At 61.3% G+C, this 13,324-nt stretch carries 12 protein-coding genes; 4 read left to right on the plus strand and 8 right to left on the minus strand.

The window, feature by feature from the left end:
• From PLL20_07970 to metG, 5 genes are all read right to left on the minus strand, one after another.
• The coding region (locus PLL20_07970; GenBank protein ID HPD29914.1) for a TrpB-like pyridoxal-phosphate dependent enzyme at positions 1-401 on the minus strand (401 nt) is incomplete at its 3' end.
• Between the two features lie 465 nt (positions 402-866).
• The gene (argC, locus tag PLL20_07975) at positions 867-1,898 is read right to left on the minus strand and encodes an N-acetyl-gamma-glutamyl-phosphate reductase (GenBank protein HPD29915.1); all 1,032 of its coding nucleotides are present in this window, start codon (positions 1,896-1,898) and stop codon (positions 867-869) included.
• A gap of 265 nt (positions 1,899-2,163) precedes the next feature.
• On the minus strand, positions 2,164-2,622 hold the full coding sequence (rpsI, locus tag PLL20_07980; protein HPD29916.1) for a 30S ribosomal protein S9: 459 nt from the start codon (positions 2,620-2,622) through the stop codon (positions 2,164-2,166).
• 70 nt (positions 2,623-2,692) lie between these two features.
• Positions 2,693-3,130, minus strand: a complete 438-nt coding sequence (gene rplM / locus PLL20_07985; GenBank protein HPD29917.1) for a 50S ribosomal protein L13 — start codon at positions 3,128-3,130, stop codon at positions 2,693-2,695.
• A 504-nt stretch (positions 3,131-3,634) separates the two neighbouring features.
• Positions 3,635-3,979, minus strand: coding sequence for a methionine--tRNA ligase subunit beta (metG, locus tag PLL20_07990; protein ID HPD29918.1), 345 nt, complete (start codon positions 3,977-3,979; stop codon positions 3,635-3,637).
• Between the two features lie 170 nt (positions 3,980-4,149).
• Between metG and PLL20_07995 the strand changes: the two genes are divergently transcribed.
• Positions 4,150-5,820, plus strand: coding sequence for a glycoside hydrolase family 28 protein (locus PLL20_07995; GenBank protein ID HPD29919.1), 1,671 nt, complete (start codon positions 4,150-4,152; stop codon positions 5,818-5,820).
• Between the two features lie 156 nt (positions 5,821-5,976).
• On the opposite strand, the gene PLL20_08000 is transcribed toward PLL20_07995, so the two are convergent.
• The gene (locus PLL20_08000; protein ID HPD29920.1) at positions 5,977-7,665 is read right to left on the minus strand and encodes an ADP-ribosylglycohydrolase family protein; all 1,689 of its coding nucleotides are present in this window, start codon (positions 7,663-7,665) and stop codon (positions 5,977-5,979) included.
• 186 nt (positions 7,666-7,851) lie between these two features.
• On the opposite strand from PLL20_08000, the gene PLL20_08005 reads away from it, so the two are divergent.
• Positions 7,852-9,216 (plus strand): hypothetical protein, encoded by a 1,365-nt coding sequence (locus PLL20_08005; GenBank protein HPD29921.1) that lies wholly within the window; start codon positions 7,852-7,854, stop codon positions 9,214-9,216.
• Positions 9,217-9,387: 171 nt separating this feature from the next.
• Here the strand turns inward: PLL20_08005 and der are convergent, their stop codons facing one another.
• Together der and PLL20_08015 are read right to left on the minus strand one after the other, a co-directional pair.
• Positions 9,388-10,743, minus strand: coding sequence for a ribosome biogenesis GTPase Der (gene der, locus PLL20_08010; protein ID HPD29922.1), 1,356 nt, complete (start codon positions 10,741-10,743; stop codon positions 9,388-9,390).
• A 67-nt stretch (positions 10,744-10,810) separates the two neighbouring features.
• Positions 10,811-11,944, minus strand: coding sequence for a hypothetical protein (locus PLL20_08015; GenBank protein HPD29923.1), 1,134 nt, complete (start codon positions 11,942-11,944; stop codon positions 10,811-10,813).
• A 328-nt stretch (positions 11,945-12,272) separates the two neighbouring features.
• Between PLL20_08015 and PLL20_08020 the strand changes: the two genes are divergently transcribed.
• Together PLL20_08020 and PLL20_08025 are read left to right on the plus strand one after the other, a co-directional pair.
• Positions 12,273-12,980, plus strand: coding sequence for a redox-sensing transcriptional repressor Rex (locus tag PLL20_08020; GenBank protein HPD29924.1), 708 nt, complete (start codon positions 12,273-12,275; stop codon positions 12,978-12,980).
• A 60-nt stretch (positions 12,981-13,040) separates the two neighbouring features.
• Entirely contained in the window at positions 13,041-13,313 is a 273-nt protein-coding gene (locus tag PLL20_08025) for a zinc-ribbon domain-containing protein (GenBank protein ID HPD29925.1), read from the plus strand.
• Positions 13,314-13,324: the final 11 nt, after the last annotated feature.

Below are 13,324 nucleotides of genomic sequence, written 5' to 3' on the forward strand. Positions count from 1 at the left end.
CCCGTCTCGGTGGTCAGGCGCTTAATGCCGAATTGCTTGTTGTACCAGGCTTGGGGAACCGCGGTGTTGGGCTTGTGACTGCCGGCAGGACTGACACCCTCGTTTTTGTAATAGATCCTGGCGGGTGTTCCCAAGGCCTGCTCCAGACGCCGCGCGCGATACAGCGGACTGGGACGCCAGAGATAAAGGATTTCGAGGATCTCGTCCGGGATGTTGATCCATCGCTCTTGGCTGACCTCCTGCTCGATGAGGTTCATGGGGAAGACCGGAGCCAGCATGTCGGGGGAGATGGGCTTGCCATCGGGCCCCAGTGGCGGTTGCAGCGGGTTCGGCAGGTCTGCCGCCAGATTGTACCATTGCCGCGGGATTTCGCTTTCGTCCAACAACACCTTTGTATTCATCTCGTTGTCACCTTTCTTGCAGACAGAGTCTTCCTCGTCATGACTGAACCCAAGATCCGTTCCGGGTAGAGTCCGATTTGAAACACTCAGGAGAGATCACCCACCAAACCGCTGCCGGTCAGCGGATAAGACCAATCCTTGCCCCGGCTCCATCCTGCGCCGCCTGCGTTCGTATGCTAGCGGGCGGGCTTATCACATGTCGAGATGGCATTCTCGTGCCATATGCGAATGCCGTCAAGGACGCCCCGTGGGTGCTCGCTGGTCGATGGCCCGACCGGATTCAGTCTGGCTGCCTGAAATCAGTTTTGAAAAGAAGCAGGAGCGGTTGAGCCGGCTTCTGCCCGGGTTGAGATCAGAAGCTTGCCGTGGCCGGGGGAGCACGCGGATGCCTTTCGCCGCCCTGAGAGCTCGGAGCTTACCCCGTTGCGCGTGCATAGAAGATGCAGGTCTTTGGGGAACGGCAGGTCACAACAATCCTGCCCTTTCATCCAGGCCGAACATGATGTTCATGTTCTGGATCGCCTGACCGGCGGCGCCTTTGATCAGGTTGTCGATAGCCGAAATGACGATGATACGCGACTTGACCACTCGGGCGCTGATGTCACAGAAGTTGGTGTGAGTCACCAGCGATGTTCGCGGAAGGTCCTTACGCAGCCGCACGAAAGGTTCGCCGGCGTAAGCTTCAGCAAAGACCTGGTTGACATGCTCCGGTGAAACGGGTTGGAGCGGCTTGAGATAAATAGTCGAGAGAATGCCTCGTTCGATCGGCAGCAGGTGCGGGGTGAAGATCACCGAGGACTTGCCGTTCCGAACGTACGCATCGAGAGTACGCTCGATTTCCACCATGTGGCGATGCGTGCCCACGCCGTAGGCCTCAAAGTTCTCGTTTCGTTCGGGGAAATGGTGCTCCGGTTTGGGCTCACGTCCGGCCCCGCTCATGCCGCTGGCGGAGTCGACGATGACCTCGTGCGGGTCGATCAGACCCGCTTTGAGCAACGGTATGACGCCTAGTGCGGCCGATGTCGGGTAGCAGCCGGGGTTGGCGATAAGGCGGGCGTCGCGAATTTTCTCGCGGTAGAACTCGGGCAGGCCATAAACTGCGTGGGCCAGGTTTTCCAGATCGGTGTGCTTCTTGTTGTACCACTGTTCATAGTCGGCCGGTTCTTTCAGCCGGTAGTCGGCGGAAAAATCGATCACGCGAAGCCCTGCCTGCAGCAGCGTGGGCACGAACTGGGTGGACACAGCGTGGGGCAGGCAAAGCATGACCACATCCGCCCGTCCCGCCAGCGATGCGGGTTCAATCTCCTCGACCGGCAGCTCGATCCGGCCGACGAACTCCGGAAAGACTTCATGAATGTGCGGTCGCCACATCCAGTCTTTCCGCCCGCACAGGGCGGCGATTTCAACCTGCGGATGGCGGAGCAACCAGCGAATGGCCTCGCGCGAGGTGTAGGCTGTTGCTCCGATGACGGCTACGCGAATCTTCTGGTTTGGCATGGGACTGTTCCCGTACTGCACGTCTTCGATTCCTGCGCCGAAGAAACATGGCCTTGGAAGCCGAATGACAAAAACGAGTTGTCAGTGATCAGTCATCGGTGTTCAGTCGCGTTTGCGAGCGCCAACCGAATACTGACGACCGACAACTGACGGCTTCTTGGGGGTCTCTTTCTCCATTGGTCATGAGCACCTGTGGTCGGCATAGAAAACGACCCCGGCAAGGCATGGCCGGGGCCGTTGCGTTTCCAGACGCCGCCTCAACCATTTAACGCTTCGAGAACTGGAACCTGCGGCGGGCGCCGCGCTGCCCGTACTTCTTACGTTCCTTCATGCGGCTGTCGCGGGTCAGGTAGCCCCCGCCACGAAGCACCGCGTCAAACTCGCTGTTGGCGACCTTGATCGCCCGCGCGATCCCCAGGACGACCGCGCCGGCTTGGCCGGTGGGACCGCCGCCGCTGGTGTTGACGAAAACGTCGACCTTGCCGAGCAGGTCGGCCGCCCGCAACGGCGCCAGGCAATCCTGTCGGTCGCGTTCCTCCTTGAAGTACTGCTCCATCGGGCGCTTGTTGACCTCGAACTTGCCGGTGCCCGGACGGATCCGAACCCGAGCCACGGCCTTCTTCCGACGGCCGGTGCCCCAGAAGTACTTCTTCTTCGGATCCGGCTCGGGGATGGTTGCCGAACCTGCCGTTGGTGTCGCCTTTTCTTTGACTTCTTCGCTCATCGATGCAGACATCCGTTGGTAAACCGCTCGGTCCGCCTCGCGAGGCGACCGATCATCAATCCTCACGAAATCACACCCTCGTAAGTTCCAGCGGCCTGGGTTGCTGGGCCGCATGCGGGTGCTCGCTGCCGCGGTAAATCTTCAGTCGCTTGAGCATCCCGGCGGCGAGCTTGTTTTTGGGCAGCATGCGTCGGACCGCCAGCCGAAGAACCCGATCGGGGTGAGCCTTCATCAACTTGGCGATCGGGACGATCTTGTGTCCGCCGGGATAATAGGTGTAGTAGTCGTAGGTTTCCTGCTCCAACTTGCGGCCGGTCAGCTTGACTCTCTCGGCATTGATGACCACAACGAAGTCACCGCTCAGGACATGGGGGGTGTAGGTCGGCTTGTGCTTGCCCATCAAGATGGTTGCCAATTCAGCGGCCAAGCGTCCCAAGACCTTGCCGTCGGCGTCAACCAGGTGCCACTGGCCGCCGGCGTCTCCCGGCTTGGCGACATAACTCTTCATTGCTGCGGTATACATAGGTGCAAACCACTCCCTCACCCGATCTTGGGGACTCTCTGCTGACCATTTCCCCTGCCTACAAGGCAGAGCCCCATAGTTTAGCCGATGATGGCCTCAGGTCAAGGCGGCCCATTCTGCCGCCGAGCGGTCGAGGCGGGACCCCGCCGGCCGTCAGTCTGCCGGCGTTTTTCACGGCCCCCAAAAGCGGGCAAGTCGCCCGTGCCTCCCACGGTAGATCCCCGCCGCACGTGTCAAGGACCCCGAAGTCAGGGGGAAAGGGGTTGGGCAACCTTGAGCTCACCTCCCCGGTCCCCGGTTGTCCCGCAATTCCCAATATCTCGCCCGGCAAACTTGTTCAGGTCCGGGCATCTGTACCCCTTGCGCGCATATTTCCGGAACGTAGTGCCCGGGGGTTGCGGCCCGCAACAAGGCCGTCCGCCGCAGGCTCCTGGACCGCACCTAAAGCTCGTAGAGGCAAGGCCTTACGCTTCCAGGCCCGGGAGCCCATCAGGTCACCTTGGAACCGGGTTCGATGTCAGCATCGGGCTGGAGCAGGATAATACGTGTGTGGTCCGGGGTGCTGGCGGCCAGCAGCATCCCTTTGCTTTCCACTCCCCTCATCACGCGGGGAGCCAGATTGGCCACCACGACGATGTTCCGGCCGACCAGGCTGGCCGGGTCGTAATGCCCCCGGATGCCGGCGCAGATCTGCCGTTGTTCGTATCCCAGGTCGATCTTGAGAACCACCAGTTTATCGGCGTTGGGGTGGTTGGAGGCTTCGAGCACCTTGGCCACCCGCAGGTCGATCTTGGCAAAGTCCTCAAACTGAATCACGCTTGCTTGATCACTCATGGTCCTGACTCCCGAAAGACCGCCGTGGCAATGCTTCGGCGGGTTGTCTTCATGGGGCAACGGGAGTGTACTGCGGCAACTCTCCGGCGTCGAGGGCAGCCCCAAGGCGCTTGTGTCCATTCCGGAAGGCGATATCCTGCCTGTTCGCATTTCGCGTTCAGGAGGTTTTCATGTTCCGTATCTGGTTGGCGTCGGTTGCGGTTCTGAGCGGTTGGTTGGCTGGAGCTTCAAATGCCCCCGCAAGCGGCCCGGCCACGACCCCGGGGTCTCCGGCCGCTGCTCAGGTGCGATACTGCGACGTCACCCGCTTCGGGGCGGTGGGCGACGGGAAGACAAAGAACACTCAGCCAATACAAGAAACGATCAATGCGGCAAACGAGGCGGGTGGGGGGATTGTCCTCATTCCGCCGGGGATCTACCTGACGGGCACCATCCACCTTCGCAACCATGTCACGCTGCACCTGTTGCCTGGGGCGACATTGTTGGGTAGCACCGATCTGGCGGATTATCCTTCCACCCAAGTGACCTTTCGCTCGTACACCGACCATTACGTTTGCCAGAGCCTCATCGCCGGCGAAAATCTGCACGATATCGCGATCACGGGCAAAGGGATCATCAAGGGGCAGGGAGCGGACCGGGCTTTCTCGGCCTCGGCACCTGATTGGGGTTTCCGCAAGCGGCCCTACATCATCCGGTTGGTCTCTTGCCGAAACGTTCTGATCGAGGATGTAACCTTGCGCGATTCACCCATGTGGGTGCAGCACTACCTGGCATGCGACAACCTGACCATTCGCGGCGTGACCGTCCGGAGCCGCGCCAACAACAACAACGACGGGCTGGACATCGATTGTTGCCGAAACGTCCGGGTGACGGGGTGCGACATCTCCTCCGGCGATGATGCGCTTTGCCTCAAGAGCACTGCCGACCGGTCCTGCGAGAACATCGTTATCAGCGACTGTGTGTTGAGCAGTGCCTGCAACGGCTTCAAGCTCGGCACCGAGACCAACGGCGGATTCAAGAACGTCACTCTCACCAATTGCGCCATGTATGACGTCAATCTGGCCGGGATCGCGCTGCTGATCGTGGACGGCGGCACGCTGGATGGCGTAACGGTCAGCAACGTGACCATGCGAAACGCGGGGTCGCCCATCTTTCTGCGTTTGGGCAACCGCGCCCGGCCGTTCAAGGACAACATGCCCTCGCCGGGTGTGGGCCGATTCCGCAACGTGGCAATCAGTAACATCGTCGCCACGGGGTGCGAGCGAACGGGCTCGTCGATTGTCGGTCTTCCGGACCATCTCATCGAGAACGTGACGCTCTCAAACGTCAACCTGACGTACGCGGGAGGGGTGACAGTCGCCCAGATCCCCGCCGAGATCCCTGAGCAACCGGCCGGCTATCCTGAACACAACATGTTCGGCGCCCTGCCGGCCTACGGTTTCTACTGCCGGCACGTCGACGGCCTGACGCTTCGCGATGTCGCGGTTCGATTTGCCAAGCCGGACCAACGGCCGGCTCTGGTGTTCGATGATGTCCGGAATCTGGCGGTCAGTGGCCTGCGTGCTCAAGGCACCGGCGGAACGCGGGCAACAATCGCGATGAAAGCTGTCAGCCGCGCGCTGATCAGCGAATGTGTGGCTCCTGCGGACGCGCCGGTCTTCACCTGGATCGACGAAGGGTGTGAACGGATCAGCGTGATCGGCAACGACTTTTCCGAGACTGCCCGGCCGTTCGTCTTTGCGGGGTCTTCCCTGGTGGGCTGCCTGTTCGAGTCGGCTAACCGGACCGGACAAACACCTGTTGCCCCGGCCGCCTCGAGGACCGCTCCGGCTGAAGAGTAGGGACACGGATCACGCCAAGGCCCACAGAACAAGATGCGCTGCCGGCAGACGGACTGGCGGTCATCAGGGGGATTTGCCGGAGTCACATGGCGAAACGGTCCAAGGCGGGTTCAGACCGGCAAGATGCGGGTCCCACACCCGATTCGCGGTGCACGCCTATTGCGAATCCAATGCGATTTCCGCCCAATAGGCACCTTCGTGTTGCCAGTCGTCGGGTTGGTTGACCAATTCAAGCTCAGCGCTCTTGCCCCCAAACTTGCTGAGGTCTACTTTGATCGTCATCCAGCCTTCGGTGGTCGATTCCTTGCCGACCAGTCTCTCGATGAGCGTTTCGCCGTTGGCCTTGACGACCAGCAGCCAATCGCCTTCTTCGTGGTGGCCGACCACGAGCCGCAAGGTGGTCTTCTTGTTTGCAGGGATGTCCACCGACCGGTACAGCGTGCAGCCGGTTTTCTTGTTCAGCGGATGACTCACATACACGTTTTTCCTGCCGCGGACTTCGTCATGCAGCCCCGGGTTCATTTCCCGGCCGCAGTCGCGGATCTTCCAGCCCGGGGCGAACTTCTCGAATGCCCGTTTGGGACCAAGCGCGGTAATCCTGGCCATTTCGTCCGCGCTGAACATACTGCCGGCGATGGGGCCGGGTTCCCAGCTCAATTCAAGCGGGCTGGGCTTGGGTGCCTGTACGGGGATGACGAAAAACTCCTCGCCGGATGCGTCCTTCTCGACCCGCCCGCCCGCCTGCACGAGCGCCTGGCGGGCCAGCTTTTCGCAGACTTCGAGCAGGGCGGGGAAATTGTAGGCTGTGTGGCTGAAAACCTTGGTCTGATCAAGCTCTTTGGTGAACCGGTCGGGCAGCTTGGAGAAGCCGATCGTGGTGAACAACACCCCCGCGGAGCTGGATGGATTACAGTCCGAATCCTGGCCGGATCGACAGGAGATGATGATCGTCTTGTCGAGGTCGCGGTTGCCGAACAGCAGGCCCATCAGCACGTAGGCCCCGTTGATCTTGACATCGATGCCGCCGTTGGAGGCCTTCTGGTACTCCGGGTCCTCGCGGTACTTCTTCTGAGCCTTGTGCCATGCCTTCTCCCAATCGGTCGGGTCTTCGCGGTACCATTTCAACATGTCGCGGACCATTTCGGCGTACTGGCTCTTTTCAGGGATGCACTTGAGGCCGGCCTCGACGATCTTGACCGGGTCGTCCTCGAAAAACGCCTCGGCATACATGCAGCCCATGAACTGGCCGCCATAGACGCCGTCGCCGTAGTTCATCAGGCGTCCGAACTTCTCGCCAAGCTTGATGGCGACGTTGGGCAGACCGGGGGCGATCAGGCCCGAGTAGTCGGCCTCGATCTGGTAGTCGATGTCGTTGGGGCACTTGTTGAACTTCGGGTGGCTCGAATCCGGCGGTGCGATGCCGTCGCGAAGGTTGTTTCGCCCCGCGTTGTTCGCGCACCACAGCGGGTACTTGCTGTTGGCAAAGTCGATCCCGGCCTGGCGAATCGAAACATCGAGGCCGTATTGCTCCATTGATCGAAGGAAGGTCATCTCGACGTACAGGTCGTCCTGGCCGAAGGCGTTGTTGATCATTTCCGGCTTCCACACGGGCATCTGGTCCTCGGGGATGATCCTGTCTGCAAACCTGAACTCGGTGGGTGCGCCCCAAGAAACGCCGGCGATCTGGCCGATCCAACCCGCTTTCATCTTGTCCCGGTAATCCCTCACTGACAGGCGGTGGAAGTCGGCGCCATAGGCGGCAGGCACCGTCAGGAGAAAAACAGCGAGCGTCCCGGCGAGGAACCGGGATCGACCTGGGGTTGGATGAACGCGCATCCGGATCATGATCAGATCTCCTTTGCCTTTCGCGACGCAAAACATGGTTCTCAGCCGCCCTGAGGATAGGCGACCATCGCTGCGTTTTCCAGCGGCGGATGAGGTGAACGACCGTCGGACCGCCTGCCGGGTCGGGTTGCAGGCTTGACACCTGGGGCCGATTCCAGTCTCTTACCATCCCGGAAATGCGACGTCATGCGCGGTCCGGGCGAGCAAATGGAACTGTCTCATCACAATCTGGTCAACTTTGCTCATCTGGACCATCTCTGCGAGGAGGTTGTCTGCAACGGTGAGGCCTATCGGATCGTCCACATCTATTGTCCGGCCCCGGACTACAACCGAACGGCCGATCCCGAGGAAGGGACGGCCTGCGTGGACGACGCGGCTCGGGCGGCCGTGGTGTACCTGCGGCATTTCGAGATCACCGGCGACGAGCAGTCGCGGATCAAGGCCGAGGGGTTGCTCCGGTTCATCCTGTACATGCAGACGCCGGAAGGCCTCTTCTATAACTTCGTGCACACCAACCGGCTGGACATCAACACGACTCATGAGCGCAGCCGGGCCGACGGCGTAACTTGGTGGATGGTGCGGGCTATCTGGGCGTTGGGCACGGGCGTGCGGGCTCTATGGAAGGCCAATCCAACGATTGCAGCCCAGTGCGAGGAAAGCTTGCGTCGCTGCCTGCCGGCCTTGTCACGGTTGTTGGAGCGTTACCCGGAATGCGAGAACCATCGCGGGCGGGTTATTCCGACGTGGTTGGTCAACAATGATGGCGCGGACGCCACCAGCGAGTTGCTGCTCGGCTTGACCGCGTATCACCAGGCCCGGCCGTCGTCCGAGATTCAGACGATGATCAGCCGCTTCGCCCAGGGCATCTCGATGATGCGGTACGGGTCCATGAATCAGTCACCCTACGGCATGCACGCCTCTTGGCGCGACGGCTGGCATCTTTGGGGCAACTCGCAGACGCAGGCCTTGGCCGAGGCCGGGATTCTCACCAGCGCCAAAATGGAGGCTGAGCACTTCTACCCGCGCCTTCTGGTCGAGGGCTACCTGCACTCATTTACCTTCGACGATCTGCACAATATCCGTTATTTCGAGCGAATCGCCTACGGCGTGCGGGCTGTGGCGGTCGGGCTGGTCCGCTTGTTCGAGGCCACGGGCGACGAGCGCTATGCAATCATGGCCGGGCTGGCGGGCTCATGGTTTCTGGGCAACAACCTGGCGGGGAAACCGATGTACGATCGGGCCACCGGCCGCGGATACGACGGCTTGCACCAGGAAGGACGCATCAATTACAACGCAGGGGCCGAATCAACGACCGAGGCCTTGTATACGCTGCTGGAAGTCGGGAATCATCCCGAGGCCGCCTGTTGGCTGAACGTTCGCCGGCAGGAAAAGCAGCGGGAAACCCGCGAAGGAGTGGATTATTTCTATCGCGTATTCGAGGACGCCACAAACCATCCTCCACGTCGTATCGGTCTCATCCTGAACCTGACGCACGAAACCTTTGAACTGATGCAGGGTGATGCACTTGATCGATTCCTCGGGTCTGCATAGAAGCTATGCCGGAACCTGTGGGACGGGGTCGCGACAGATCGGTTTTCGGCGATTGGGGATAGGCTTGCAGGAGCAGACCGGTAGATCGGATTCCGCCCGTCACATCGTCGAATGAAAATGAGACTCGGCTTCCAGGCGGTTCACGCCGGAATTCAGCATCTGATGCGCCTTCTACGCCGAGCCGTGCGGGCTGTCACCGGGCGGAGGTTTGGGTCTCCGGCTGCGGAACAGAAGGCGTATGGGTACTTCCTCGAAGAGCAACTGTTCGCGGAGGCGGTTGAGAAGGAACCTTTCAAAACCTGGGTTTACGCGCCCTGGGTCATTGACGAAAAAGGCGATGGTTGGCGGGCAGACGGCCACCTGGGTCGCGTAGAAGACCTTGACCGGTCCGACCCCTCGCTTCGGCTTGGGCGGGTTGGCGTTCATAGCCTCGTTGACGACTTGGTTGAGCTGACCGGTGGGGATCCGGGTGCGGGCCTGCTTGAACAGTGAAGCGGCCACGTCGATCACCGCCTGGACGTTGCGGTTCTGTGTCGCGGTGGTGAAGACGATGGGGGCGAAATCCAGTCCCGGCAGCGTCTTGTAGAGGTATTCTTCGTAATCCCCCGTGACGGCTCTGCCTTTGGCCAGATCCCACTTGTTCACAACCAGTATGCAGGGCTTGAACTGCTCGACGATGTACCCGCCAAGAGTCTTGTCCACGTGGCTGACGTCCTCGGTTGCGTCAATCATCAACAAAACGACGTCGGCCCGACGAATCGAAAGCTGCGCGCGGTGGTAGCCGTAGTACTCGATGTCGTCGGCTATCTTGCTTCGTTTGCGGACTCCGGCGGTATCGATGGCCACATAGACATGCCCGTCGCGTTCGAAACGTACGTCGACGGCATCACGCGTCGTGCCGGGCACTTGCGAAACGATGACGCGTTCCTGGCCGGCCAGGGCATTGATGAACGAACTCTTGCCCACGTTACGACGGCCGACAATGGCGATTTTCATCGTCGGGTCGGGCGGGGCCGCGCCGTCGCTGAACGGCCGGACGATCTCGGCGATCCGTGTCTTGAGTTCGCTCAGTCCGAGATGATGGACCGCGGAGACGGGCATCGGCTCGCCGAAGCCGAGACGAACCAGGTCGGCCAGCTCGGTGCGGGCGGCGGGGGAGTCGACCTTGTTTGCCAGCAGGATGACGGGCTTGGAGCAGCGGCGGAGCCAGTCGGCGACCGACTGATCGAGCGGATTGACTCCTTCTTGGGCGTCGACCACGAAGAGAATCAACGTTGCCTGGTCGACGGCATAGCGGATTTGCTGCTCGACCTGCTCGCCAAGGTCGTCACGGTCCACGACGCCATAACCGCCGGTGTCTACAAGGTCGAAGTAGATACCTTCGAGTTCGCACAAAGCTTGGACGCGATCGCGGGTGACTCCGGCCGTGGGATCGACAATGCTGATCCGGCGGCCGGCGAGCACGTTGAGCAGCGAACTCTTGCCCACGTTCGGGCGTCCGACAATGGCAACCATCGGCAAGGGCATGGGTTGTCGGCCTCCGCGAACCGTCAGAAGTCAGTTCCTGCAAACGATCATGGGGACGGCGGCGGCATCAACGGACTGGGGCGGTCGCGGCCGGAGCACTGGCCGGGCCGCTGGTGGGAGCAGGCCGCTGGATGCCCAGGCCCCGCTGGAAGTTGTAGGGGGCACCGTTCAGGATGCCGGCCACCTCGGCCGTCCCGATCCAGGCGTCCATCGCCTTTTCCATCTTGGCATTACGCTCGGTTCCGCCTTCCGTCATGGCGCTGGTTACATCGGGTTGCGTCTGACCGCCGGACGGTCTCACCATTGCCTTGAGTTGGGCCTCGGTGATCAGCACCACGCGCTCCAACTGCTCGCGTTTTTCACGCCCTGCTTGGGTCTTGGTGTAGTGGTATACCGCGTCGGCCAAGAGACGCGCGGTTCCCCGGACGATATCATTCTTCATTTGTTCATTGTTGATCTGGGCGAACTTGCCTGCCAGCCAGATTGTCACATTGGCGTCGGCGACGGCAGGGAATTCGCCCTTCTGCTCGAAGCGGGTCAGCCGCGCGTTCAAAATGGCCGATAGCACCGGCACCACGCGGTCAACTGCCGGCCCGCCGTTCATGGTCAAGACGCGATAGAGGCGATCCATCGTGGCGGGGTCCGTCTCGATAGACGCCTGCTTTTGCAGGGCCGGGAGTAATTCTTCCCAGTCCTGCGGCGACAGCTTGCTCTTGAGCAATCCCTCCGCAGCCACCAATCGCATGCCGGAGAATGCGTCGTTGATTGCCAGTTTGTAGCAAGCTGTGGCGGCAGGGCTGTCATGCCGCCTGAGAAAGGCCAACAGTACCACATTGCCAAGAGCCACGGGATCTTTGCCGTCGGTCGCCGGCTTGTACAGCGCAGCGAACGCCGTTGCCATGCTCTCGACCATGCCGGCCTTGAAAGCACTGGTCGCGTCAGCGGCCTGAATATGCCCCGTGATCTCGCTTATGAAAGCCGGGGCATCTTTCAAGGGTTCCTTGGAGGCCATGATCAGTCTGATGCGTTGCCGGCACCAGTCCTCTACTCGTTGCCTGTCGATGGTGCCGAAGTTGTTCTTGCGTATGTCGGCCAGATTGAGCTGCTGTTCCTGTCCGGTGGCCGCCGCGGCGCAGGCGAAAACCAGGCAGCCGGTCAAGACTCCGCGGCCAAAGCCTCGTATACCCATGGTGCTGTTCATCAGTCTCACGGCTCCCAGATCGTCGAACCACCCATGGCTGACCCGGATTCTTCAACCGCATCCAATGGGTGATCGCCCAGGTACCCCCACGCGGGGGCGGCGGCGACTGAGGCGGGTAACTCGTCGCAAGCGAAGCTCCACCGCAGATACGGCCCGGAAGCACCGGGACCAATGCCGCGATGCAGTCACGGTATACGCCGCCCCGGCCGAAGTCAAGGAATCGGGCCCCGCCGGTCCGGCCAAAGGTCGCTGCGCAAAGAGCTTATGCGGGTTCTGATGGGTCCTCCGCTTGACGCTGGCCGCCTCGCTTCTGTACAGTCCCCGTATCATGGCAAGCGACGCGTCAGCCGCCGGTTCCCGTCATGATCCCCAGGATCACCCCGCGTGGGATGGCATTCCAGCTCCCGCAGTGCGTCGTCTCTGCTTGTACCTGCGCGAACTGGAGGGGTTGCTGGCTCGGGGTCGGCTGACGGTGTCCAGCAAGGATCTGGGCCGGACGTTGGGATACACCGACGCCCAAGTGCGCAAAGACTTGGCGTATTTCGGCCACTTCGGCCAGCCGGGCATCGGGTACGGAGTCGAGGAGCTGATCGCCCGGATCAGGGGAATTCTCGGTACAGATAGGATCTGGAACGTTGTCGTGGTGGGAGCCGGAAACATCGGACAGGCTTTGTCCACCTATCGGGGATTCCTGAAAAGAGGGTTCCGGATCGTCGGGGTGTTCGACAACAACCCTGCCAAAGTCGGGCAGCGAATCGGCGATCCGCCCGGTGTGGAGATTCTCCCGTTGGATCGCCTGCCGGAAGTCGTCGCGTCGCAGGAGGTTCGGCTGGGCATCGTGGCTGTGCCCGCCGAAGCGGCGCAGGAAGTCGCCGAGGCGCTCTTGGCCGCCGGCGTGAAGGGAATACTGAACTTTGCCCCGGCCTCGCTGGCGGTACCTGAGCCGGTTCCCGTGGTTCCGGTCGAACTCAGCCTTCAGTTGGAGCAACTGGCATTTCAGATTCGAGCCCGGAGCACTCGCGCCCGGGCCCGATAGACCGTCGGAGATTCCCGGAGCGGTGCCTTGCCAACAGGCCTGAATAGGAGCTTCGAGGGCATGAGCCGGCAGGATGACAGCATCGACGACCCGCAGGACATTGACCTTGAGGAAGGCGGCGCACCGGATTTCGAGGATTGCCCGAACTGCGGGAAGTCGATACCTGAGTCGGTCGGCCGTTGTCCGTATTGTGGGCAATGGATCGCCTGTCCCAGTTGCGGCGAATGGCTTACGGGGGCCTCGACCGCAGCCGGCCGCGCTCGCGGTTGGTTCTGGCCGGTGGTGGTGGCGATCCTCGTTGCGATCATACTTGTGATGTGGACCGGCTTGTGATGCGGGCATCT

It is taken from the genome of Phycisphaerae bacterium (assembly GCA_035384605.1).
Lineage (GTDB): Bacteria > Planctomycetota > Phycisphaerae > UBA1845 > PWPN01 > JAUCQB01.

Bases quoted from the DNA above. Each gene is read 5' to 3' on its own strand.
- argC (HPD29915.1), bottom strand. From the start codon at position 1,898: ATGCCAAACCAGAAGATTCGCGTAGCCGTCATCGGAGCAACAGCCTAC.
- PLL20_07995 (HPD29919.1), top strand. From the start codon at position 4,150: ATGTTCCGTATCTGGTTGGCGTCGGTTGCGGTTCTGAGCGGTTGGTTG.
- PLL20_08025 (HPD29925.1), top strand. From the start codon at position 13,041: ATGAGCCGGCAGGATGACAGCATCGACGACCCGCAGGACATTGACCTT.
- metG (HPD29918.1), bottom strand. From the start codon at position 3,979: ATGAGTGATCAAGCAAGCGTGATTCAGTTTGAGGACTTTGCCAAGATC.
- rplM (HPD29917.1), bottom strand. From the start codon at position 3,130: ATGAAGAGTTATGTCGCCAAGCCGGGAGACGCCGGCGGCCAGTGGCAC.
- der (HPD29922.1), bottom strand. From the start codon at position 10,743: ATGCCCTTGCCGATGGTTGCCATTGTCGGACGCCCGAACGTGGGCAAG.
- PLL20_08015 (HPD29923.1), bottom strand. From the start codon at position 11,944: ATGAACAGCACCATGGGTATACGAGGCTTTGGCCGCGGAGTCTTGACC.
- PLL20_08000 (HPD29920.1), bottom strand. From the start codon at position 7,665: ATGATCCGGATGCGCGTTCATCCAACCCCAGGTCGATCCCGGTTCCTC.
- PLL20_08020 (HPD29924.1), top strand. From the start codon at position 12,273: ATGGCAAGCGACGCGTCAGCCGCCGGTTCCCGTCATGATCCCCAGGAT.
- rpsI (HPD29916.1), bottom strand. From the start codon at position 2,622: ATGAGCGAAGAAGTCAAAGAAAAGGCGACACCAACGGCAGGTTCGGCA.
- PLL20_08005 (HPD29921.1), top strand. From the start codon at position 7,852: ATGCGCGGTCCGGGCGAGCAAATGGAACTGTCTCATCACAATCTGGTC.